Origin of the sequence: Bremerella sp. TYQ1, assembly GCF_020150455.1 — a bacterium.
Lineage (GTDB): Bacteria > Planctomycetota > Planctomycetia > Pirellulales > Pirellulaceae > Bremerella > Bremerella volcania_A.
This window is the reverse complement of record NZ_CP083740.1, coordinates 16,454-40,645: the sequence shown is the minus strand read 5'-3', so window position 1 is coordinate 40,645 and position 24,192 is coordinate 16,454. Positions and strand designations below refer to the sequence as shown.

The 24,192-nt window shown below is 53.7% G+C and carries 17 protein-coding genes; 15 read left to right on the top strand and 2 right to left on the bottom strand.

Features of this window, described 5'->3' with window-relative positions:
* Nucleotides 1-145: 145 nt before the first annotated feature.
* Nucleotides 146-1,033 (bottom strand): ABC transporter permease, encoded by an 888-nt coding sequence (locus LA756_RS00150; RefSeq protein ID WP_224437864.1) that lies wholly within the window; start codon nt 1,031-1,033, stop codon nt 146-148.
* A 524-nt stretch (nt 1,034-1,557) separates the two neighbouring features.
* Here LA756_RS00150 and LA756_RS00145 point away from each other — a divergent pair.
* From LA756_RS00145 to LA756_RS00135, 3 genes are all read left to right on the top strand, one after another.
* Nucleotides 1,558-2,514 carry a Gfo/Idh/MocA family oxidoreductase gene (locus tag LA756_RS00145; protein ID WP_224437863.1) on the top strand — a complete coding sequence of 319 codons (957 nt, stop codon included), beginning with the start codon at nt 1,558-1,560 and terminating at the stop codon, nt 2,512-2,514.
* 112 nt (nt 2,515-2,626) lie between these two features.
* Nucleotides 2,627-3,112 carry an acyltransferase gene (locus tag LA756_RS00140; protein ID WP_315858336.1) on the top strand — a complete coding sequence of 162 codons (486 nt, stop codon included), beginning with the start codon at nt 2,627-2,629 and terminating at the stop codon, nt 3,110-3,112.
* Nucleotides 3,113-3,136: 24 nt separating this feature from the next.
* On the top strand, nt 3,137-4,303 hold the full coding sequence (locus LA756_RS00135) for a DegT/DnrJ/EryC1/StrS aminotransferase family protein (RefSeq protein ID WP_224437862.1): 1,167 nt from the start codon (nt 3,137-3,139) through the stop codon (nt 4,301-4,303).
* A 19-nt stretch (nt 4,304-4,322) separates the two neighbouring features.
* Here the strand turns inward: LA756_RS00135 and LA756_RS00130 are convergent, their stop codons facing one another.
* Nucleotides 4,323-5,435 carry a glycosyltransferase family 1 protein gene (locus LA756_RS00130; protein ID WP_224437861.1) on the bottom strand — a complete coding sequence of 371 codons (1,113 nt, stop codon included), beginning with the start codon at nt 5,433-5,435 and terminating at the stop codon, nt 4,323-4,325.
* Nucleotides 5,436-5,899: 464 nt separating this feature from the next.
* On the opposite strand from LA756_RS00130, the gene LA756_RS00125 reads away from it, so the two are divergent.
* The 12 genes from LA756_RS00125 (at nt 5,900) to LA756_RS00070 (ending at nt 24,186) form a co-directional block, all read left to right on the top strand.
* Complete coding sequence (locus tag LA756_RS00125) at nt 5,900-6,745, top strand: glycosyltransferase (protein WP_224437860.1); 846 nt, start codon at nt 5,900-5,902, stop codon at nt 6,743-6,745.
* A 150-nt stretch (nt 6,746-6,895) separates the two neighbouring features.
* Nucleotides 6,896-7,984 (top strand): non-hydrolyzing UDP-N-acetylglucosamine 2-epimerase, encoded by a 1,089-nt coding sequence (gene wecB, locus LA756_RS00120; RefSeq protein WP_224437859.1) that lies wholly within the window; start codon nt 6,896-6,898, stop codon nt 7,982-7,984.
* Nucleotides 7,985-8,470: 486 nt separating this feature from the next.
* Nucleotides 8,471-10,009 carry a 4-alpha-glucanotransferase gene (gene malQ, locus LA756_RS00115; RefSeq protein WP_224437858.1) on the top strand — a complete coding sequence of 513 codons (1,539 nt, stop codon included), beginning with the start codon at nt 8,471-8,473 and terminating at the stop codon, nt 10,007-10,009.
* Between the two features lie 520 nt (nt 10,010-10,529).
* Entirely contained in the window at nt 10,530-12,170 is a 1,641-nt protein-coding gene (gene pgi / locus LA756_RS00110) for a glucose-6-phosphate isomerase (protein ID WP_224437857.1), read from the top strand.
* Nucleotides 12,170-13,072 carry a fructose bisphosphate aldolase gene (locus tag LA756_RS00105; RefSeq protein ID WP_224437856.1) on the top strand — a complete coding sequence of 301 codons (903 nt, stop codon included), beginning with the start codon at nt 12,170-12,172 and terminating at the stop codon, nt 13,070-13,072. Before pgi ends, LA756_RS00105 begins: the two co-directional genes overlap by 1 nt.
* A 409-nt stretch (nt 13,073-13,481) precedes the next feature.
* The gene (locus LA756_RS00100; RefSeq protein ID WP_224437855.1) at nt 13,482-14,822 is read left to right on the top strand and encodes a PQQ-binding-like beta-propeller repeat protein; all 1,341 of its coding nucleotides are present in this window, start codon (nt 13,482-13,484) and stop codon (nt 14,820-14,822) included.
* A 50-nt stretch (nt 14,823-14,872) separates the two neighbouring features.
* Nucleotides 14,873-15,586, top strand: coding sequence for a hypothetical protein (locus tag LA756_RS00095; protein ID WP_224437854.1), 714 nt, complete (start codon nt 14,873-14,875; stop codon nt 15,584-15,586).
* A gap of 63 nt (nt 15,587-15,649) precedes the next feature.
* On the top strand, nt 15,650-18,532 hold the full coding sequence (locus LA756_RS00090) for a DUF3386 family protein (RefSeq protein ID WP_224437853.1): 2,883 nt from the start codon (nt 15,650-15,652) through the stop codon (nt 18,530-18,532).
* 82 nt (nt 18,533-18,614) lie between these two features.
* Nucleotides 18,615-20,138 (top strand): DUF2271 domain-containing protein, encoded by a 1,524-nt coding sequence (locus tag LA756_RS00085; protein WP_224437852.1) that lies wholly within the window; start codon nt 18,615-18,617, stop codon nt 20,136-20,138.
* Nucleotides 20,135-20,752 (top strand): PepSY-associated TM helix domain-containing protein, encoded by a 618-nt coding sequence (locus tag LA756_RS00080; protein ID WP_224437851.1) that lies wholly within the window; start codon nt 20,135-20,137, stop codon nt 20,750-20,752. Before LA756_RS00085 ends, LA756_RS00080 begins: the two co-directional genes overlap by 4 nt.
* Before the next feature lie 471 nt (nt 20,753-21,223).
* Nucleotides 21,224-22,807, top strand: coding sequence for a protein kinase (locus LA756_RS00075; RefSeq protein ID WP_224437850.1), 1,584 nt, complete (start codon nt 21,224-21,226; stop codon nt 22,805-22,807).
* Nucleotides 22,808-22,812: 5 nt separating this feature from the next.
* On the top strand, nt 22,813-24,186 hold the full coding sequence (locus LA756_RS00070; RefSeq protein WP_224437849.1) for an FHA domain-containing protein: 1,374 nt from the start codon (nt 22,813-22,815) through the stop codon (nt 24,184-24,186).
* Nucleotides 24,187-24,192: the final 6 nt, after the last annotated feature.

The window sequence follows — 24,192 nt, the reverse complement described above, 5'->3', positions numbered from 1 at the left end:
CACCGAATGAGCTCCCTAAAAGTTGCATAAGATTGTCTTTGCCCAAGCTGATACCTTTTGCTTAGGTGTTCAGCTTGAATGACGACATCTGACATAAAAAAGCAACTTCCCAAAATTAGTGACGAGTAGGCAGATAACCAAACAACTAAACCACATCAACAACTTGTTGTTCCATGCGACTGAAGTACCACATGCCACTTAGCAGCACAAACAACGTGGAAATGACCGAGGGAATGATCACCAACGGGGAAAATTGACCATGACCGAGAAGAGCCCAACGAAACCCTTCAATCGCTCCGGCCATGGGGTTCAGGCCGTAAATGACCAAAGCCCAGCCAGGTAGCTTTTGTTCGAGCGACGCGGTGGAATAAATCACTGGACTGACAAACATGCCGACTCGAATAAGAAATGGCTGTACGTACAAAAAGTCGCGGTACATCGCGGATAGCGAGGAGAGCCATAATCCCATCGCCATCGATGCCATCAAAGCCAATAGAATAAAGAATGGAAGAGTCAGTACCGCGATCGATGGCACAACACCATAAAAGGCCATCAGGCATGCAAGTGCTAACAATGCGATCGCGAAGTCTACCAAGCAGCCAATCGTTGCAGAAAGCGGAAGCACTAACCGTGGAAAATAAATCTTCTGAAGCATGCTCGCGTTTTGAATGATGCACGTACCTGATCGGGTTAGTGATTCGGCAAACAACTGCCATGGCAACATCGCACAAAATGTTGACACGAAGTACGGCACACCACTGGGACTCATCTTGTCCCCAACACCTAATAGCAACTGGAACAGCACTGCAAAAATTCCAGTAGTGAGCAGTGGCTGTAAAAGCACCCAGACAATCCCAAGCTCGGTTTGCTTGTAGCGAACTGCGACATCGCGCCATGCAAGGAGAAGCAGCAATTCTCGGTATCGCCAAAGCTCTTTAAAGTCGAGATCGAACCAACCTGCGTTAGACTCAATAACGGTTACTGAAATCGCTTCTTCGGGCGTCGGTCTAATGACATCTGCGTCGGTTGCCATGATCTAAACTAGTTGCCAGTCCAATGAAAACACTTCGCTGCAAGTCTCCATGACGATCGATCAGTTGGTGCCGCGATGAGAACTGCACAACAAGGAATATGCTCAACTGTCCCTGAAACATCGTGGCACACTTGGGATAATTCACTCAGCAGTGCCTACGCATCAACCGCGTAGTTCGGAGTTTATACCGTCGACGTTAATCGCCCCTTTCCAAAATGCCAATTGTTCTCGAGTCGACGTGAATCACATTAAGCCCGCATGAAGAAATCGTGAGTTTTGAGGCGAGGAAAGTTAAGAGCTCAGTACTTCCGGTGGCTACGAAGATGAAGATTTAATGACTTCCGCGGCGAGCGATTGAGGAGCTGAATTTGCTTGGCTATGATCAGCCACTCTCTATAGCCGTAGGATCCCGGTAAGCACACTGTCGTATCCATCACATTAACACGACTCGTCTTTTCGGTAGTATCCATAGATCAATTCACATTAGACGATTTTCAGTCGACGCTTCGCCAACAAGGCTTCCTATGAGTGACAGTACGCCAACGTTCGCATTGATCGGTGCTGCTGGTTTCGTGGCACCTCGACACCTCGCAGCCATTAAGGCGGTCGGCGGAAAGCTTTTGGCCGCGGTCGATCCGCACGATTCTGTCGGTGTCCTGGACAGCTATTTCCCCCAAGCTCGCTTTTTTACTGAGATCGAACGGTTCGATCGGTACCTTGAAAAACTCCGTCGCGAAACAAATCAGGAACCCGCAAAATACGTTTCTATTTGCTCTCCGAATTACTTACACGATGCCCATGTTCGCATGGCTTTGCGAATACATGCCCATGCCATTTGCGAAAAACCGTTGGTGATCAATCCCTGGAACCTTGATGCACTTCAGGGTCTAGAAGACGAATTTGGCTGTAAAGTCAATACAGTCCTTCAGCTTCGATACCATCCGGCGGTCGTTGAACTTCGCGATCAAATTCAAAGCGAAGAGAACTCCCAAGTGCATGATGTTTGCTTGACCTACGTGACCCGCCGAGGAGCATGGTATCATTCTTCCTGGAAAGGAACCGAAGAACGCTCTGGTGGCTTGGCCATGAATATCGGAATCCACTTCTTTGACTTCCTGATGTGGGTTTTCGGCAAAGCAGAAACAATTGATGTGCATGTCGCAGAGCCCAATCGCATGTCTGGGGTACTTCGACTCAAGTCTGCCACCGTACGATGGTTTTTATCGGTTGATCAACGCGATCTTCCTGCCGGACATGTGGAGGCAGGCAAGTATGCCTATCGCTCAATTACCGTTGATGGCAATGAAATTGACTTATCCTCTGGATTTACCGACCTTCATACGCGAGTCTATCAAGGCGTACTCGATGGCGAAGGCTACGGCCTTGACGATGCTCGCCCTGGGATTGAGTTAGTGCACAGTATTCGTCACCAAAAAGTATCAAAGCCGGACGAAGTTGTTCATCCCATCGTTGCCTCTTAAGTAAAACACGATCAATGCCATGAATGGCGACTACTACGCTCACAACACATCATGCATTGATGACGGAGCAAAAATTGGAAGAGGCACAAAGATTTGGCACTTCTCCCATGTCATGCCCAACGCTGAAATCGGCGAGAACTGCTCTTTGGGCCAGAACGTTTTTGTAAGCGACAGCGTGAAGATCGGCGACAGAGTCAAGATACAGAACAACGTTTCTGTCTACGATGGTGTAACGATTGAGAATGATGTCTTTTGCGGGCCATCTGTCGTATTCACGAACGTCGTGAATCCAAGAAGCGAGATCTCACGAAAGAATGAGTATCGCAAGACACTGATTAAAAAAGGGGCCACCCTGGGAGCCAATTGCACCATCGTCTGTGGTGCAACGATAGGGACTTATGCGTTTGTGGGTGCTGGGGCGGTCATCACCAAAGACGTTCCTGACTTTGCTTTAGTCACGGGAGTTCCCGCAAAGCAAACTGGGTGGATGTGTCGCTGCGCCGAAGCGAAATTGACTTTCCACGATGGCGTAGCGACGTGTGAAAAGTGCGAATCGACTTACCTGTTGAACAGCCATGGCGTCGTGCTTCAATCGTAGCCTCAAATGGTGGAGAATCCTGAAATGAGCACACTGCGGGTCGATTCGAAAGCAGAAGCGAAAAACGAAAGCGAACACGGGATCCCACTGTTGGATCTGTCCTATCAGCATGCTTTTCTTCGTGATGAATTCCTGACCGCTTTCAACAGAGTGCTTGATTCAGACCAGTTCATCTTGGGCCAAGAGGTTACGGAGTTTGAGAATCTTATTTCAAATTATTGCGGCGTAACTCACGCAATCGGTGTTTCCTCAGGCACCGATGCGATCTTAGTTGCATTGATGGCTGAAGAAATCGGGCCTGGCGATGAAGTCATTGCTCCAGCCTACTCTTTCATCGCCACAGGCAGTGCGATTACTCGTGTTGGTGCGACTCCTGTCTTTGTCGACATCTGCCCGAAAACCTTTAATATCGATCCCAACCGTATCGAGCAAGCAATCACCGAACGCACGAAAGCGATCGTGCCTGTCCATCTTTATGGACAATCCGCAGATATGACATCCATCATGAAGATCGCTCGTGAACATGACTTGACGGTCATCGAAGACGCCGCGCAGGCCATGGGAGCAGATCATGATTCACGTCGCGTTGGAGCCCACGGCGACTACGGTTGCTTTAGTTTTTTCCCCTCTAAAAACCTGGGAGGCATCGGGGATGGCGGCCTTGTAACGACGTCAGATGAAACTAAAGCCGATCGAGTTCGAGCAATACGAACTCATGGAGCTCACCGAAAGTACTTTCACGAATACCTTGGAGGTAATTTTCGCCTCGATTCCGTTCAGGCGGCAATCCTGAAAGTCAAACTAAGTCATCTCGATGCATGGACAGAGCAGCGTCAAGCCATCGCGACGAGCTATCGACGTTACTTTGAAGAGGCCGGTCCAGTCCTGCAGGATAAAGTTGCTCTTCCTGGTGAAGCTTCCAATTGCAAACATGTTTACAACCAATTCGTGATTCGTGCCGAGAACCGAGATGCATTGAGAGCTTCCCTGCAAACAGCACAAATTCAAACCGGAATCTACTATCCCCTCCCGTTAGACAGACAGCCGTGCTTTTTCGGAAAGTGCCGAGCCGAACCCTGTGACGTTTCCTGGCAAGCATCTCAGGAAACGCTTGCTCTTCCTATTTACCCTGGCCTCAGTGAACGGAAAGTTGAAAGAATCGTTCGTAAAATCTCGCGATTCTATCAATAGCGAAAAGTACATAGCTTGCTCACCCGTTGCTTGTACTTCGCTCTCCAATTGCCTCGTAAACTTCGACAGTTTTCTTCGCACACGCGTCCCAAGTGAAATTTGCCGCGTGATGCAAGCCAGCCTTTTCTCGCATCTTGCGGAAATCTTTGTCGACAAGCAGCCGCTCCATAGCGTCCGCGTATTGTTGCGCTGACGTTGGTTCGCAGTATTCCACGTGACTCCCAAACAACTCTCGAAAGCATGGCAGCGAGCTGCACACCACAGCAGTGCCGCTTGCCATTGCCTCGATCACAGGCAACCCAAAGCTTTCATAAATCGAAGGGAAACATAGCAACTCAGCACTTCGAAGAATGCCAGGAACTTCATCATGCTGAACCGGTCCCTCCAGGCTTACCTGCTCGTCAGGAATCTCAGACTCGAGGCACCATTTCCTCACTTGATTCACTTCGGCATCAGAAAGGCCAATTAAACGAAGCCGAGGTGCCCTTCGTCGTTTGTTCAATAACGCATACGCCTCGATCAATGTCCGCACGTTTTTATGGACGTAGTTCTTTCCAATCCACACAATTCCGGACTTTTCGTTATCCGCTTCTTTAAGCTGAAGAAACCGCTCATCCACGCCCAAGGGTGTAACGTACATCCGGTCGGTACTTATTTGACAGTTCTCTGCCATCACAGCGCAGTCCGCGTGCGACACAGAAATGACAGGCGTTTCGCGGTGTCGAATTAAGTCATGATTCCAGTCGTAATAGCGAGCCAACAAATATGGCGAGGCCTTGGGAACCTGAAACCTCAGAGTGTCATGAATCGTGACTACGGAGTCCCTTCGATAATTGCGTGGCAGAATCGATCCCAGGAAATGCGTAAGGTCGAGATCATGCTGCATCAAATACCGACTGAAAAATGTATGATCCCAGGCCACCCTCAGATAGGGATTCGCAACCGGCGCTGGAACAAACTGCACTCGAAAGTTGTCAGCCTCCGGTTTGAAATCGGAACCGCTTGCCACAAAAACCACGTATTGGTTCCGTCGATCAACTCGCTGCAGTCCCTCTAGTAATCGACGGGCGTATGTCTCAGGTCCCCCTTGACGCTTTGGGTGGATCAGCAGCGCCGCGATACCAATTTTCATGGAAACTTCCCTTACAACACACGCAACACTTATGCAATAATAATTCTGTAGTCAGCCGACGTTCAGCAGGCTTGTCGACAGACGGATCATCACCCTAAGATGCTAAACTACCACTGGGAATCTCGTACTGGTAGGGTGCCGGAGCGAGCTATTTTCGAGAGTTCTATTTCGCCAGAAAGCTGATGCAGAAGGTCGTCCTTCTGAGTGTACACCCGCTGTACGATACTCGGATTTTTAATCACGCACACACTCTGTCGAAATACGACTGCGAGTTGACTTACATCAACCAATCGCCCGACGACTATGCCTGGCCGCTGTCTCACGAAGACCACGTAACGTTAGTTCATCGCACTAAGTCTCAGGTATTTGGAACGAATGTGTTTCGATACTTGAATTTCTTGAGGTGGTGCTTTTTTGAAGCCCGGCGTTCCCGGCCGGATCTCGTTCACATTCACGACTTGCCATTGCTTCCTCTTGTACCGTTCCTAAAGTACGGGCTTGGCTCGAAAGTCGTGTTTGACGTTCACGAATACTTCTCACAAATGCCCGGCTTCTTTGGAACGATTGCCAAGCTTTACTACCGACTTTTCTATCCGCTTTTAGACGGCGCAGTGGGCGTTTGCCGAGATGTCCTTCCATCAGAGAAAGTGCCTTACAAGATCGTTCCGAACTATCAGCGATCCGAGGTATTCCAATCCGACGAAACCCCTAGCGACCTCTTAACGATCATCTATTTTGGCAGTCTCGACACGCATGATCGTGATGTCGAGCTAATGATCAACATTGCTTGGCTCTTGCTTCGTGCCTATCCAACGATCGGTTTCCAAATCGCAGGCAAATTGCGAGGACCCAAGTCGGAACATTACGATGCTCAACTCACGGAGCTATCGCAAGAGTTTGGTTGTCGATTCGAATGGCTTCATGAGATCCCTCAAGGCGAAGTTTTCGAGAGAACGGCGAGAGCTGACATCGGCATCTGGTTCCTCAAAGAAGAAGTCCCAAATGCCAGTCCCAATAAGATTTTCCAATACCTTGCTGCTGGGCTTGGCATCGTTGCGACGGACGGTTTTTCCATTGCGGAAAGAGTTCGCGAAACAGGATCTGGAATTACTGTCCCAGCCGGGATCTCTGCGGAAGATTTGGTCAAGCGAATGGAAGGTCTGTTAGGCAATCAAAAAGAACTGAAAACCATGAAGAAGGCCAGTTCAGCTCTGGGCATCGAGTATACCTGGGAATCGGTCGCGACAAACTATATTGAACTTTATCGAGAACTGGGCGTGATTTTAGAGCCATCCATCAATTCTCGATAATTTTAGACAAGAGGACCATCGGCGTTGAACGGCTTTCACGTAATGTATCGCTCGTATCTACCATGCGATCAATGACCTGACATTTTCCCAATAGTTACTGATCACGTTTTACGTCTGAAACAATTTGAATTCGTCGAGGAATGAGCAAGAGTGAATATCGTTACGATCGTTGGCGCGAGACCTCAGTTTGTTAAAGCGGCCGCATTGTCACGTGTATTACGCACATTTCCTGACATTCAGGAGAGACTTGTTCACACAGGGCAGCACTATGACGACAATTTGTCAGGCGTGTTTTTTCGAGAGCTCGACATTCCCATTCCAGACTACAATCTCGACATCGGCTCAGGCAGTCATGGCCTGCAGACCGGTAGAATGCTTGAACGAATCGAAGAGATCCTTCTGGATAATCGACCAGACTGGATGCTGGTGTACGGTGATACAAACTCAACTCTAGCTGGTGCATTGGCAGCTTCGAAATTACACATACCGATTGCTCACGTAGAAGCAGGGTTACGCTCTTTCAATAAAAGAATGCCTGAAGAAACGAATCGGATACTTACAGACCATATCTCTGACATCCTTTTCGCGCCCACAGAACAAGCCCTTCGCAATTTGCAGCGAGAAGGGATCGACGACTCAAAAATTCGTGTTGTCGGAGATGTCATGCAAGACGTCTTTCAGTACTACGCGAGTCGACCTATCCATGGAGAAAACATCGTTGACACATGGAAACTTACTGGCGGTGCGTACATTCTCGCGACGGTTCATCGCGCTGAAAACGTCGACGATCCAGAACGTCTCCGTCAAGTATTCAACGGCCTCGCCTCACTAGGTCGCAAATGGGAAGTCATTTTGCCGCTTCATCCACGGACCAAAGCAGCAATGAATCGCATGGAACTAACGCCACCTGAGAACGTACGCCTGATCGATCCCGTGGGATATTTGGACATGCTACAGCTTCAAAAGAACGCTGCTGCCATTGTTACCGACTCCGGTGGCGTTCAGAAAGAAGCGTTTTTCGCTCAGGTTCCCTGTCTGACTCTGCGCGATGAAACAGAATGGGTCGAGCTAGTTGACGCTGGCTGGAATCGCCTTGTCAGTGCAACAGAGATGCTCCAACTAGATTCAATCGTTGAAGAATTCGTCGAATTACCTAGAAAAGATGCACCTCAGCTATATGGTGGAGGGAATGCAACGAACCGAATCTGCGAAGCTCTAATCGAACTCCAAAGGCCGTAATCGACGAGATGCCGTCACCATTGATCGCACTCCCACCACATAGGCGAATTGACCCACGATCGCAGCCTAAGCGGGGCCCACTTTGCAATCGGCGTGAGCATCTTTCAGCCCGCAGGCATCAAAAACGTGATTATCTTGGAGGGTGGATTCGCCGCATGGACTAACCACGATTTTTTTCCATGGTTCATCCTCATTCGGTCCAGCAATAATAGAGCGAAAGGCTTTTCACGTGTCACAAAATCATTGGGGCAATTCGCGGCCTGATCACTCTCGCCCTAGAACCCATACAATCATCAGGCTTCCCTTTCTTGGAATTTCTTAAGCTAGCACCTTTCGCTCGGTCGATTCATCTGATCTTGTGTAGGGGTAGGTAACGGCGGTGTGGCGTTCTCCTCTCCTAACACCCTCTCGATTCGTTGAAACTTCCGTTGATTGGCTTCCCGGGCATTGGCGGTGCCGGGTGGTTTGATTTGAGAATGGGCACTGATGAGTGAAGATCAAGCGTTGGGCGCGATTCCTCCCTTTCCGGCCGGGTACCGTGGCTCCGGATTGCTGTTGCATGTGACCTCGTTGCCGAGTCGATTTGGCATTGGCGACTTCGGCCCAGAGTCGATTCGCTGGATCGATCTGCTACATGAAAGTGGTCAATCGTGGTGGCAAGTGCTTCCGCTGGGTCCAACCGGACGTGGCGGATCCCCCTACCTTCCATTGTCTTCTTTCGCGCTGAATGAAATTCTGGTCAGTCCACAGTGGCTGCTCGAAGACAACCTGATCGAACCAGCCGACTGCGAAGCCTCGATCGAGTTGGTCAAAGTCGACTTCGAGGTAGTCACGCCGTTTAAGTTTGCTCTGCTTGATAAAGCTTGGAACCGCTTTCAGCAGAACACCAGTGAAACTCAGAAGGCGAATTTCCAGTCGTTCTGCGAAGTCAACGTACACTGGCTGGACGACTATGCGTTGTTTCGTGCTTTAAAAATCAAGTTCGACGACGCCGACTTTCTTACCTGGCCGCAGCCATTGGTCGATCGCGACCCCACAGCCCTGGCCGAAGCACGTCAGGATGTTGCCGAACTGTTCGACAAGTTCCGGTTCTATCAATATGTCGTCGCCGACCATGCTTCGCGCGTTCAGCAGCATGCAAAATCGCAGGGCGTTCGCTTGATCGGGGATGTCCCGATTTACGTATCGGCCGAGTCTAGCGATACCTGGGCGAATCCCGAGCTATTTATGCTCGACGAAAACAAGCGGCCCCAGTTCGTCGCCGGGGTTCCGCCGGACTACTTCAGTGCCGACGGCCAATTGTGGGGCAATCCGGTTTATAACTGGGAAGCCCATCGACGTAGCGGTTTTCGCTGGTTTATCGATCGCCTCCATTCATTGTTGACCTACGTCGACTCGATCCGGCTGGACCACTTCCGCGGATTTGCTGCCGCGTGGAATGTGCCTGCGGATGCCGAGACCGCCGTGGATGGCAAATGGGTCGATGGCCCCGGTGCCGAACTGTTCGAGGCGGTCCAAAACAAGCTCGGGTCGTTACCTTATATCGTGGAAGACCTAGGCACGATCACCGAGGACGTCTATCAGCTGCGGGATCAGTTTGAATTGCCTGGCACGTTGGTGCTTCAATTCGCGTTCGATGGCGATCCGAACAACACGTACCTGCCGGAAAACTATGTCGAAAACGCGGCCGTTTACACCGGCACGCACGATAACGCCACGACGCGTCAGTGGTACGAAGAGCTGACCGAGTCGGCTCGCGAGACCGTTTGGAAAATGCTCAACTCCGAACCCCTTCCACCAGAAGAAGTTGCGTGGCGGCTGCTGGATGTTGCCTGGGGGAGTAAGGCTGCCCTGGCGATTGCTCCGCTGCAGGATGTGCTGAATTTGGGTGGCGAGGCTCGGATGAATGTTCCTGGCGAAGCAGACGACAATTGGAACTGGCGCTGCACGGCCGAAATGCTCGATAGCCCTAACTTCTTGCGTCTTAAAGGCCTAACGCACGCGACAGGGCGACTGGCTTCGTAATGCTTTGCCGCCGGGATACACTCGTCATGCATTATCGCAAAGGTATGTCCATTTGTCTTACCGATTGTTAAAAAACAAAGGGGTGTAAAAACGCCCCCTTATTTTTGCCCACAGGCAACGGACATTCGGGACAAACGTTGACTCAAAACGATCCTGTTTCGCGTACATCTTGGCAATACTTCTTGCAAAGTGTGCGCAGACTTCCTTACAATGCGCATTCTTCGCTCGGTTTTGCCCCTTCGCGAATTTTTAAGGCGTTCCATTCGCCATTCGAAGATCCTCCTCCCCACTTCGAAACTTCATGTGGGCTTAGGCAAGATAAGCATCGCCGGGCGAAAAAATCTCTTAGGCAGCCTCCCCCCACCACTCCACCGCTACTGGCATGGTGCCGTACAAAGGTTATCCTGGTAGTTGATGGTGAGAGACACGAATTTCAGCAAGTTGATGCTGGCCTACCAATCGGTCAACTCGCCCTGCCAACTAGGATAAACGCCAAGGCTTAGCCCCCAAGGAATTTTGCATGACCGCGACGAAGACTCCCCTGACGCAAATGAAGGCTTGGAAAAGTCTGGCAGATCATTTCTCGACCATTCAAAGCACGCACCTCCGCGACCTCTTTGCCGAAGATCCCAGCCGTGGCGAGATGCTGACTGCCGAAGGGGGCGATCTGTTCTTTGACTACTCGAAGAACCGCGTCAACGATCAGACGCTGAAGCTGCTTTTGGAACTTGCTGAAGAGTCCGACCTTCGCGGGCGAATCGATGCGATGTTCAGCGGCGAGAAGATCAACATCACTGAAGATCGCGCCGTGCTGCACACCGCTTTGCGTGCACCGAAAGATGCCACGATTACTGTCGATGGCGAAAACGTCGTTCCGGCTGTGCATGAAGTGCTGGACCGCATGAGCCAGTTTTCCGATCGCGTACGAAGCGGCGACTGGAAAGGACACACCGGCAAACGAATCGTCAACGTCGTGAACATCGGCATCGGCGGATCGGATCTTGGTCCTGTGATGGCGTACGAAGCGCTGAAGCATTTCAGCGAACGATCGATGACGTTCCGTTTTGTTTCCAACGTCGACGGCACCGACTTTGCCGAAGCGGTGCAAGATCTCGATCCGGCCGAAACGCTTTTCATCGTGGCGTCGAAGACATTCACCACGCTTGAAACGATGACCAACGCCACCACCGCTCGCGATTGGCTGCTTCAAGCATTTGGCGGCGACAATGCCGCGGTTGCCAAGCACTTTGTGGCTGTTTCGACCAATGCCGAAAAGGTTTCGGAGTTCGGTATCGATACGGCCAACATGTTCGGCTTCTGGGATTGGGTCGGCGGCCGTTATTCCATGGATTCCGCGATCGGTCTGTCGACGATGCTGGCGATCGGACCAGACAACTTCCGCGAGATGCTGGCCGGTTTCCACAAGATGGACGAGCATTACCGCACCGCTCCGTTTGAAAAGAACGTTCCCGTGCTGATGGCGCTTTTGTCCATCTGGTATAGCAACTTCTTCGGTTCCGAAACGATTGCCGTGCTGCCGTATGAACAGTACCTGAAGCGTTTTCCGGCGTACCTGCAACAGCTGACCATGGAGAGCAACGGCAAAACCATCACCCTGAGCGGCAGCCGTGTCGACTACACGACCGGAACCGTTTACTTCGGCGAACCAGGCACCAACGGGCAGCATTCGTTCTATCAGTTGATCCACCAAGGAACGGAACTGATTCCTTGCGACTTCATCGCTTTTGGCAAGTCGCTCAATCCGCTCGGTCGTCATCACGATATGCTGATCGCTAATGTGCTTGCCCAATCGGAAGCCCTCGCGTTTGGTAAAACCGAAGAGCAAGTCAAAGCGGAAGGAACGGAAGAGTGGCTCGTTCCGCATCGTGTCTTTGAAGGCAACCGACCTTCCAATACGATCTTCGCCGACGAGCTTTCTCCTTCGGTTCTTGGTCAGCTGATTGCTCTTTACGAGCATTGCGTTTACACCCAAGGGGTCATCTGGCAGATCAATTCGTTTGATCAATGGGGCGTCGAACTAGGCAAGCAGCTCGCCAAGCAAATCATTCCGGAACTGGAAAGTGCCGAGATGCCTGAGCTGAAGCATGATAGCTCGACCAACAATCTGATTCGTCGTTTCCGAGCCGCAAAGGGAAAGTAATGTCACGTATCGACAGCAGCACTGCCCAGTTTCAGAAAATCAAAAGTGCCCCTGGCTTCATTGCCGCCCTCGATCAAAGTGGCGGCAGCACCCCGAAGGCTTTGCATGCCTACGGCATTGAGCCTGACGCTTGGTCCAACGACGAAGAGATGTTTGCCCTGGTGCACGAGATGCGTTCGCGGATCATCACTAGCCCTGCTTTTGATGGCGATCGAATCTTGGCGGCGATCTTGTTCGAGAACACGATGGACCGCGACATTGAAGGCAAGCCGACGCCTGACTATTTGTGGAACGTCAAAAACGTTGTGCCGATTCTCAAAGTCGACAAAGGCCTGGCGGTCGAAGCGAACGGTGTCCAACTGATGAAGCCGATGCCGCAACTGCCAGAACTTTTACAGAAAGCGAAATCGAAGGGCATCTTCGGTACCAAGATGCGTTCGGTCATTAAGTTGGCCGACACGATTGGTATTAAGGAAGTTGTTAATCAGCAGTTCGCCGTCGCAGATCAGATTCTCGCGGCAGGGCTTGTTCCGATTGTCGAACCAGAGATCGACATCAACAGCCCTCAAAAAGCGGAAGCGGAAGCGATCTTGAAGGAGAACCTGGCCAGTCATTTGAGCCAGCTTCCGGAAGGAGACTTCGTCATGCTGAAGCTGACACTGCCGGAAGAGGACAACTTTTATCAAGAGTTGGTCGACTATCCGCGCGTGCTGAAAGTGGTGGCCTTGTCTGGCGGGTACTCGCGCGAAGAAGGAAACGAAAAGCTGAGCCGTAATCATGGCGTGATTGCCAGCTTTTCCCGAGCCCTTGCCGAAGGCTTGACCGCCCAGCAAACCGACGAGCAGTTCAACACCATGCTGGATGCTTCGATTCAAAGCATCTACGACGCATCGATTACCTAGCCTGATTTTCGGCGAGGCAGACTTGGTCCGCACTTCGCCCGGCAGTCAGCACAACTACAACATCGCAAAGGACGTACAGTGATTCACTGGAAGTCCTTTTTTCTTGAACAGAATCGGAGCAGGGTTCTTGCAAGTGCCGAGAGCCTTGGTATCCTTTATTGCGTACTGAGATTCAATATCAACACGAGCCTGCCAGCTTTCTTTGCCAGCATCCCGGCCCCGCACACGTGCTGAACCACATGCCAAGTGCGAACGAACATCTATTGAGGATGCCGTTGTTTTTCGGTCTGACGGTAAGACGTCGTACTGTGGCGCAAAGGACCGATTTCCCGTTTGATTTTGTCCTAGAATATCGTCCAGTTTTCAGGTTCATTGGTTGTATCGCTTGGAAAGTGGAGATCGAGCTAACATGATGCCCCTGCTTCGCCCTATTGCTTTGACTGCTTTGATTGCCCTGCTGGGGATGGTTTCGCTCGATGCGGTTTCCGCCGAAGAGCTTCGCACAGCTGTATGGCCTTCGTTTCAGAATGGTGGCCACTTGAGCGTGTCCGGCGGCAAGCTGCCGACGAAGTGGTCGGCCGACGAGAACATTGCCTGGCAGGCAGACATTGAAGGCTACGGACAATCGACCCCGGTCGTTTCCTCCGATCAGCAGATTATCGTCACGTCGACGAGCGGCCCCAACAAAGAGAACTATCACGTAGCCGCGTTTGCCCTCGCTTCCGGCGAGAAGCTTTGGCAGCAAGATTTCGCCAACCCAAGCCCTGTCGAGAACAACGCCTACGTCAGCCGGGCCGCTCCGACGCCGATCCTCGATGCAGATGGCATCATCGCTTACTTCGAGGGTGGCGTGGTCGCCGCGCTGAAGCAAGATGGCTCGGTCCGTTGGCAGAAGAATCTGGTCGACGAATATGGCAAGATCGAGTCGCGACATGGACTCGCTTCTTCCTTGGAACAAACCGACGACGCCGTCTTTGTGTGGGTAGAACGGTCGGAAGAACCGTACCTTTTAGCACTGAAAAAGTCGGACGGATCGCCGCTGTGGAAAGTGCCCGGGCTCGGCAGCACCTCGTGGAGTTCGCCCCGTTTGATTCCCGTCGATGGCCAAGAGCAGCTGGTATGTAGCTCGAGCGGCAAGATTGCCGGCTTCGATCCCGCGACCGGCGAGCGACTGTGGGACTTCGATCAAATCTCGAACAACACGACCTGCACGCCGATGCCGTTGGGTGACGGAAGATTTCTTATCGGTGCGTCGGATGGCCGCGGTGAAACGGCTGCTCAGACCGATGGCACATCGAATGGCGTGATCCAGATTCAAAAAGACGCCGACGGAAAGTACGCCGCGAAGTTTGCCTGGCAAGCAGAGAAGGCGAAGTCGAGCTTCGGTAGCCCGATTGCCGCCGATGGGCACGCCTGGTTCGTGAACCGCAGCGGCGTGCTGTTTGGCGTCGACTTGAAGTCAGGCGAGCAGACTGCTTCGTCTCGCCTGGCCACCGGCGGCGTTTGGGCGACACCTCTGCAAAATGACAAGCTGCTGTATGTATTCGGCTCGAAAGGAACGACTTCGATTATCGACATGACCGAAGGAGATTCGATCGCCGAAAACGCCCTTTGGACCGCTGATGAGCCTGCCGAAGGAGAACGATCCTCCGGCGGCGAGATCATTTACTCGGCGGTTGCCGTGCCACCGTACCTGCTGATTCGCACCGGCAGCCGCCTGGTTGCGATCAAGGAAGAGACGTCGAAGTAACGTCCCTACCAACCATCAAATTTCCCCCTCATTCGAGAAAGCCATATCCCATGAAGATGCTTACGACCGCACTGCTGACGCTTGCCCTGTTGGCCACCGCTTCGCCTGCTTATGCTCACTTCCCGTGGGTCACCATTGACGACGATGGCAAAGTGCAATACTTCTTCGGCGAAAACCCCGCCGACTGCACCTACAAACTGCCTGGCAGTATCGCCAAGTCGGAAGTCGCGATCGTTACGCCAAAGGGGACCTCGGAGAAGCTTGACCTGGTCGCGGTCGAAACGGACGACTTCGTTGGTCGGTCCTCGAGCGAATCCATCGCCAAGGATTCGCTACTGCAGTCGAAAGCGACGTTTGGCATCTATCACGGTTCGCGTCTCGATTACTACACCGTCCACTACGGCGGCAAGCTACCGACGTCGCGGGAAGACGCTCAGAAGAAGTCCGCCAATCTCGATCTGAAAGCGGAATTGGTCGATACGGCGGAAGGGGTCGACGCTTACGTCACCTGGAAAGGAAAGCCCCTGACCGACGCCGACGTTCTTCTTTACTGCGAAGAAGGTCATGAAGAAGCCAGCAAGAAGACCGACGAAAACGGTAAAGTTTCGTTCACCGATAAGGAAGTCGAAGATGGCTTGAACGGCATCATGGTCGGGCTGACCGCTGCCTACGAAAGTGGCGAGCTGGACGACAAAAAGTACGAATCGGCTTCGCATTACCTGACGGTCACCTTCCACGATCCGCAAGACTTCGAGAAGAAGTAGTCAGACGATTCACGGCGGAATTTCCGGACATTCTTTCTCCCCCAACCTTCGTAAGAACCACCGATGCGTACCACCTTCCCTGCCCTCGCGGCGATGCTGTCACTGCTGATCGTTTCGCCGCTTTGGGCAAACGAGACAGAAACGAAGACCACCAGCAAAACGTCCGAGCCCACCGCAGCGAGTCTGCGTCAGGCCGCGCACGATAGCCGCGAAGTGTGGCACAACTTTCCTGGTTTCACCGCCAACGTGACGATCGGGGAAGATGCTCAGCAGTGGGACGGAGTGATCCGCGTCGGGAACGATTTCGAGTACCAATTGGAAATCGCCGACGAAGCCAAGAAGCCTTGGCTGAAGTCGAAGCTGCGGTCGGTCATCGCTCATCGCGAGCCGCACGCTGCACCCCAGAAGTACGACGTTGCGTTTCAGGAAGAATCAGGAAACCATGTCGGCGGCCAACTGATTGCCGAGAACGACGGCTCCGGCATCTTCCGCATTCAAGATGGTCAGATCAGGGAAATCATTCGCCGCAACGAATCTTCCTGGTTCGAGATCACCACGCTTGAAAACTTCACCACGCCGACCGGCAAAGTCCTTCCGCAGACCACGTCGGTGACGTTCCGCAATCCAGAAAGTGGCGACATTGAGTCGAACCTCAGCAACCACTTTACCTGGACGAAAGTCGGCGAATTCTATCTGCCGGAAAGCTGTTACACCGTCAAAACAGGCGACAACGGGCAACGATCGGTTCGCAAATTACAGTTCACCAATCACCAACTGCACCTCGCTTCGCCGCAGATCGTGAAGCTGCACAAACCGCTGTCGGAACCGCTCACCAGTTTCGGTGCCGCAGTCATGGGAGACTACCTGTATGTCTTCAGCGGTCATGATGGCGACGCCCATGGTTTTGGTAAGGATGTCCTTGCCGATCATTTCCGTCGCATCAAGTTCGACGATCCCGACGCCCAGTGGGAAGAACTCGCCAAGCACGAGCCAGCCCAAAGCACGGCCTTGGTAACCGACGGCGAATACCTTTACCGCATCGGTGGCTTGACGTTCCTGAACTCCGGCGAGGAAGAAACCAACTTCAAGTCGACCACGCACTTCGCGCGGTACGATGCCGAGAAAAACGAGTGGACTGACTTAGCTCCGCTGCCACAGTCTCGCTCGTCGCTCGACGCGGCGGTCCTCGGACGGCACATCTATGTCGCCGCCGGCTGGGACTTGCAAGGGGAATCGTCCAACGACGCCCCTTGGCACGAAGACATGCTCCGCTTCGACTTGGACAACCCTGAAAAGGGTTGGGAATCGCTCCCAGGCCCAGGCTACAAAACGCGAGCCATCTCGCTCGCCGCCCACGACGGCAAGATCTACCTGTTCGGCGGCATCACGCCGAAGGGAATCACACGGAAAGTTTCGGTCTACGATCCGAAGTCGGAGAGCTGGTCAGCCGCTCCGGAGCTGAAAGCCGACAGTGGTGCCGCAGGTTTCGCGACCAGCTCGTTCGCGGCCGGAGATCATCTCTACGTTACCGGCGGTTCCGGCATTGTCTATCGCCTGAGCGAAGACGGTAACGACTGGGAAGTGGAAACGCGTCTGGTCTATCCACGCATGTTCCTTCGCTTACTGCCGGTTTCCGAATCGCGGCTGTTGGCCCTCGGTGGCACATCGATGCTTGGCGGCCGAATGGCGGTAGTCGAATCGGTTCCCGTTCGTGCGGAAACCAAGGCCCCCAACGTCGTTCGCTGGTCGGTTCCCTTCGATGGCAAAGTGAAACAAAGCCAAACGTTTGTTCTTTCTGGAACAAATCTGTATGCCTTTGGTGGCAACGCCAGCCGAGCCCCGCACAACTTCACCGAAGAAACGATTCTGAAAGAAGCGTACGTCTTTGACATCGCCGATCAAACGGTCGAGCGACTGCCAGATATGCCGCACGCACTACAAGCCGGAGCCGCCGTAAGTCACGCCCAAACGAGCGAACATCGCCAGTTGGTCGTCCTTGGCGGGCTAGGCATGCCGGACGAAAAGTTCGGTTCACTGAAGCAGGTTCTCTCGTTCAATCCCGAGTCGAAGAAATGGACAACTGCCAAGTCGACGCTGCCGAAAGCTCGCGGCATGTTCCATGCGGTGACGCACGACGACGCCATCTGGTGTTTCGGCGGTAGTGCTGCGGGGCACGGGGGAGGACTCAATGCCAACGTCCTGCATTGGTGGGGCGACGAAACGGCGATTGCTGCGTTGCCTGAGGTTTCGCTGCCTCATCCACGCCGATCGTTCGGCGGTGCCGAGCTTGAAGGCGAATACTTCCTCGTCGGCGGTTTAGGCGAAGGAAACAAGATTGCGGATACCGTCGATGTCTTCCACTTCGAGGACCGTACCTGGCGAACGATTGCTTCGCCGAATAAGCATCGTGTCTTCCCGAGCCTCGTCAGCACCGGCGGCAAGCTTTTCTTGTACGGTGGGTTCTCCAACGCGGATGGGCATTTCCAGCCAGAAACGACGCTGGAAGTGTACGATCCGCAGGCAGATCGCTGGACCGTGTTGTCATCGAAGCTGGATGGAGTGGATGCCTCGATGAGCCTGTTCGGCTTCGGGGGTCGTCTTCTGTTCTACGGAATCGACAAAGAAAAGGATGGCCAGGCCAACTTCGTTCTCCTCGATCCGAACCCGCACGAAGCCCCTGCGGAAGTGGCGGGAATGAGCTTCTCCGGTCGTCGTCGTGGTGGCGAAGCAAGTGCCAACGCCAAGGCCATGCTGCGAAAAGACGCCGACAAAGATGGCAAGCTTTCCGCCGCAGAACTGGGCGAACGTCTCGGTTCGTTGATCGAACTGGGAGACGCCGACAACGATGGTCTGCTGACGAAAAGCGAACTGATCGAAGCGTTGAAGAAACAGGAAGCCGAAGCGGAACAAGAGGATGCTTCCGAAGGCGAAGATGACGAAGCTTAAACGCATGCTCCTTTTGAGAGTAAGCGACTATGGTTCGTCCATTCATCACGCGCGGTTTGATTTCATCCCTGGGAATACCTTGATGCGAAACCTCCAACTTGGGACGCTTGCGGTCCTGCTGTTTCTTCTGTTTGCAGGGCCGAGTGTGTCGGCGGAAGACTTTCACTTTCAACACGAACATGTTCTCGGCACGTCGCTGCAGCTTGCGTTTACAAGCGATAATCGCGAGCAAGCAAACGCAATCGAGCAGCGTGTTCTGGAAGAGATCGACCGGCTCGACGCGATCTTGAGTCGCTATTCGCCTGAGAGCGAACTAATGCGTTGGCAGCGTGGTGAAACGTCAACTCTTTCGGCCGACCTGACCCATGTGTTAAAGCAAGCCGAACAATGGCGACACGACACGAAGCAGGCCTTCGATGTCCGCGCCGGGGCGATCGCCCAGTTATGGCAAGCATCGGCCGAGCGGGGCGAACTTCCCAGCGACGGCGCCCGTCAACGATTGATCGAGCAGCTTCAAGAGGCTCCCTACACGTTCGTCGAAAACGATTCGGTCAAGCGGAACGATAACCTGGCGTTTAGCTTGGACGGGCTGGCCAAGGGATACGTGCTCGATTGCGTGTGCGAGATGATTGAGCGTGATTTCCCCGGAACGACCGACTTCGTGATCAACATTGGTGGCGATCTCCGCAAGCTGGGTGATGCTCCGCTGGAAGTTTCCATCGAGAACCCCGCCACGGCTACCGAAGGGGCGGCGCCGCTTGAGACGTTCGTCGTGGCTCGACCTATGGCGATGGCAACCAGTGGCGATTACCGCCGGACGATGACGATTGGCGATCGCGAGGTTTCCCATATCTTTGATCCGCGGAGTGGCTTGCCGGCCAAGCAGCTACCTTCGGCTACGGTGGTCAGCACTGCCGCAATCGATGCCGACGCGTTGGCAACCGCCGTCAGCGTACTTGGTGCGAACGAAGGCTTGGCACTGATTGAAAGCTTGCCGCAGACGGAAGCGTGCGTGGTGACCGCGGATGGATTGGTACTTACATCAAGCGGTTGGCCGCTCGGAACGGATCGTCTCGATTCGCAGAAGTTGGTCGTGATGAACGATGCCGTGCCAGCGGAAACCGGATTGTTCGTGGACTTCACGATCGATCGACCCAAAGGAGGGCGATACCGTCGTCCTTACGTGGCGATGTGGCTGGAAGATGCCGACGGCTTTCCGGTGAAGACCGAGATTTTGTGGCTGCAAACCGAACAGCCAGGCCCCCGTTGGCATCGCGACTTGACGCGTTGGTACCGTAACGATCGTTTGCGAAAGACGGTCGAAAAGTCGGACCTGATCAAGACGATCTCTGGGGCAACACGTGGCCCCGGCGAGTACCAAGCACATTTTGACGGGACCGATAACCTTGGCAAACCGCTCTCGGCAGGGCAATATACATTGTGCCTGGAAGTGGCCAGGGAGCATGGCACGTACCAGATCATCCGCGAACCGATTACGTGGGGCGATCAGGCCGTCGCCGAAAAGAAACTAAAAGGAAACGTGGAAGTCGGAGCGATGTCGTATCGTTTCATCCCGACGACCGGCGATAAGAACGAGGCCTCATGAGGTCGGACGATCCGAAACCGCGGCGAAGCCGATCGTGGTACGCCGCGAGTGCCAAGTGGACGCGCTGGCTGCACACCTACATCTCGATGACCAGCTTCGCGACGCTGCTCTTCTTTGCCGCGACGGGTCTGACGCTCAATCATCCGACCTGGCTAGGCGGCGACACCACCGTGGTTCGTGATGAAGAAGGAACGCTTCCTACTTCGCAGTTGACCGACGATCTCGACAAGCTGGCCATCGCCGAGCAGCTTCGCGCGACGCATCATCTGAAAGGGCGTGTGACCGAGTTCGAGGTTTCCGACTTCGATTGTATGGTCACCTTCAAGACGGCCGGATATGTCGCGGACGTCTTCATCGATCGCGAGAGCGGCACCTATACGATGACCGAAACGGCCAGCGGCGTAGTCGCAGTGCTGAACGATCTGCACAAAGGAAGAGATTCCGGCCCCGGCTGGTCGTGGGTGATCGATGTCTCGGCAATCTTAATGATCTTGGTTTCCGTGACGGGGCTCGTGTTGCTTCTCTTCCTGAAAAAGCAGCGCACGCCGGGGCTGGTCGTCACCCTGATCGGCACGGTGCTGCTTGTCGTCGCGTGGTTCGTTTGGGTGCCGTGACTTTCCACCCAGAGTGGGCCCAGGCCTCGAAAATGAGTCAGGACGAAAGTGTAAGTTCCCTTACCCAACGATACGGGGACCGTTTTTGCCCACTTTTTCATATCAAAATAGGTTTGCATCTTTGGATTGGTGCAATTTAAAATCTATGGGTAGACGACCGTTAAGGTCTTACGAGAGCGGATGTTTCGCAATTCTCGTGGCACATGGAAATCGGCACGATCGGGCAAGTCGTCGCTGATGATAATCGATCTAAGGCAATTTATTGACCAATTGTGGGGATTCTTGGCAACCGCCGCGCGCAGCTCGCGATAACGTAGGCGGATTTGTCGAATTAGCGGGAAACGCATGCCTGCGATTGGGCCTGCGACAGACCGATACCATTCTGCCGCGTCCTATGCCGATGAGCCGCTGCCGGGGCCTTGTTTGGGTTCGGTGCACCAAAGGTGAGAACTTCCCAGCGGAGGCGATGATTTGATTCGGATTGAAGTGAAAAAAGGCCCCATGCAAGGCAGGGTCTACGAATTCGAGGGGCACGATATCTTCCTCTTCGGTCGCGACGAGCAGCATTGCCACGCGTCGATTCAGGAAGACCCGTTCGTTTCGCGCCATCACTTCCTGCTGGAAGTCAATCCGCCACTTTCTCGCCTGCGTGACTTGGGCAGCCGCAACGGGACGTTCGTTAATGGTAAGAAACATGGGGGCCGCGTCTCGTTCGCGAGTCTCGAAAGCGAAGGCAAAGTGGGCGGCCCCACGGTCGACTTGACCAGCGGCGACGTCATCACGGCCGGTAAGACCGTCTTTCAAGTCTTCGTTGAAGAGAAACAGCCGATCACCGCGACGTGCGTCTTCGATAAATATCCCGGAGAAGAACCGACTCCTCAGCCTAGTGGCGACATTCGCCGGACGATTACCGAGCTGCCCCCGTCCAGCGGAGCGGTCGGCCGCCAAACAATCAACGAACTGCCACCTCCCGCGATGCCTGGCGGCGCCGGACGGCATACCATTGTTGAACTGCCTCCCCAGCCTCCGGCATCGAATGTCGGTCGCCAAACGATCAACGAGTTCCCGCCGCAGCAGGACGATATCGCCGCGATTGCTGGACGTGCGACCATGGTCGAAGGGGGCAATTCACCCAACGGCGCTTTCGGCAGTCGAATCGGCCAGGGTCAGCAATCCGCGTACGTTCCGCCGGAACGCAAGCCAGGCGAATTCCCCGTTCTCGATGGTTTCGAGTTTCAAGAGTTCCTCGGCGCTGGGGGCTTGGGCGAAGTTTATCTCGCCAAACGAACGATCGACGAAAGTGCCGTCGCGGTAAAATTCCTGCGATCGCACGTCAACGTGATGCAAAACGCGCGGGACGACTTCCTGAAAGACCTGAGCGTCAGTGGTCGCCTACGGCATCGCAACATCGTGCAGTCGTACGGGGCCGGCAGCATCGGCAATGAATTTTATGTGGTCAACGAGTTTTGTGACGGTGGTCCGTTGGCTAAGCTCTTCCGCCAAAAGAAATCGAACATTCAGCCGAAGCATATCGCCGTTTCGTTGTACTTGCTGCTCGACGGTTTAGCTCATGCCCACGAGAAAGGGCTCGTCCATCGTGATTTGAAGCCTTCCAACTTGCTGGCCGCCAAACGAAACAAACGCTGGATTCCGAAGATCTCCGATTTCGGTTTGACGAAAGACTTCGAGAAAGCAGGCTTTGCCGGCATGACCGCCACGGGAAGCTACACCGGCAGTTTGCCGTACATGCCTCGGGAACAGCTGACCGACCACAAGTATGTGAATCCGGCCAGCGACGTGTTCAGCATGGGGGCCAGTTTCTATCGAATCATTACCGGTCGTTATCCTCGCGGCGACGAAAAAGGGACCGATTCGTTGGCTTTGATTTTAAATGGCGAAGTCAAACCGCTACGCAAAAAGTACCCAGGCTTCCATAGCGGCCTGGCCGAGATATTGGATACCTCGCTACAGACCGAATGTGCCCAGCGATATCCCAATGCCCGCGAGATGCAAAACGCGCTTCGTGTTGTTATGAAAAAGGAAGGATGGTTGTAAAGCGGATGGGGTCGAAGAAGGTCTGGATTGTTGGGGCTCGCGATACGTGCGATATCGTCATTGATCAGCCGACGGTCTCTGGCGAGCATTGCCGGCTAGAGTTCGAGGACGGCAGAGTCTTTATCGAAGACCTGCAATCGACCAACGGAACATTTGTCAACGGCGAACAGATCTTCAAAAAGAAGCAGATCCACCCCGACGCATTGGTAACGCTCGGACGGAACGTGACGATGCCGATGCCATCGCAGTTGTCCGGACCAAAGTCGCCTCCGAACGCTCCGAAGCCAGCTGCAGCTTCTCCTTCTGCCACTTCGCAGGCATCCGACGACGAAGCCCCCTTCCCCGCCCATCTGCTAATCGCCGGCGGTGTTGGAGCCACCGTTCTGCTTTTGATCGTGTTGTTCGCAATTGTCGCGTTCAGTGGTGGTTCGAAGGACAAGCCAGACGTCGCCGACAACGACAACCCTGACGCCACCCCGGTAGCCCCCATCGATAACGATCCGGTCACACCGACGCCGCCAGTCACCCCTACAAGAAACACCTCGCAGCCAGCTCCCGTAGAAACCGCCCAGCAGCATGACCCGGCCGAGGCAATCTACGTGTTGGCCGCCGCAAATGCGGATCTCTCGCAGCAGTACCGCATCGGAACCGGAATCGCGATCGGTCCTCATACGATCCTGACGACTGGTACCGTGAAAACCATTGCGCAACTCGCTCGAGAGCGTCTTCCTAAACTGGTCGTTCTAGGTGAGAAGCCGCTGACCATCACGCAGTTTGTCGCGCATCCGACGTACGAGTCGGCGATGCAAGAAGGAGATGGGGCGGAAGCGAAGTTCCACAATCTTTACTCGCAAGTCGACATGAAAGACATCGAGCCAGAATTGAAAAAGAAGCTGGACGACACCTATCGCCAATTCATGCTGATCGCCGAAAAGCCGCATCATTACGACGTGGCCGTTTTGCAGGTTCGCGAAACGTTGCCGCACTGGATTCCCCTGGCGGAAGAAGCCAATCTGGCTCCCCTTGCCAAGCTGACATTGGTCGGACATGGCTTTGATCGGGTCGCTCCTTATCTGCCGCCCAATAGCGACACGCCGGTCAGCGAAGAAACCGTTCGCGTCCAGCAAGCGTTTGGCAAAGCAGGCGAGGAAGAAAATGCCCGACTGCTGATTGCCAAGCTGGCTTCGATGTCGGCCCAAGATCACTTAGATACCAATTGGAATGGATCCGCTCTGCTGAATTCGCAAGGAGAGATGGTCGCAATTTACTCGCGTGTTACGCCGGAGATGACCTTGGGTTCGCCCCCAACCGGTCAAACGTTTGACGCAACGGTGATTGCGGACGTCATGCCATTTATTCGCAAGTTCTCGAAAAACTAAACTCGT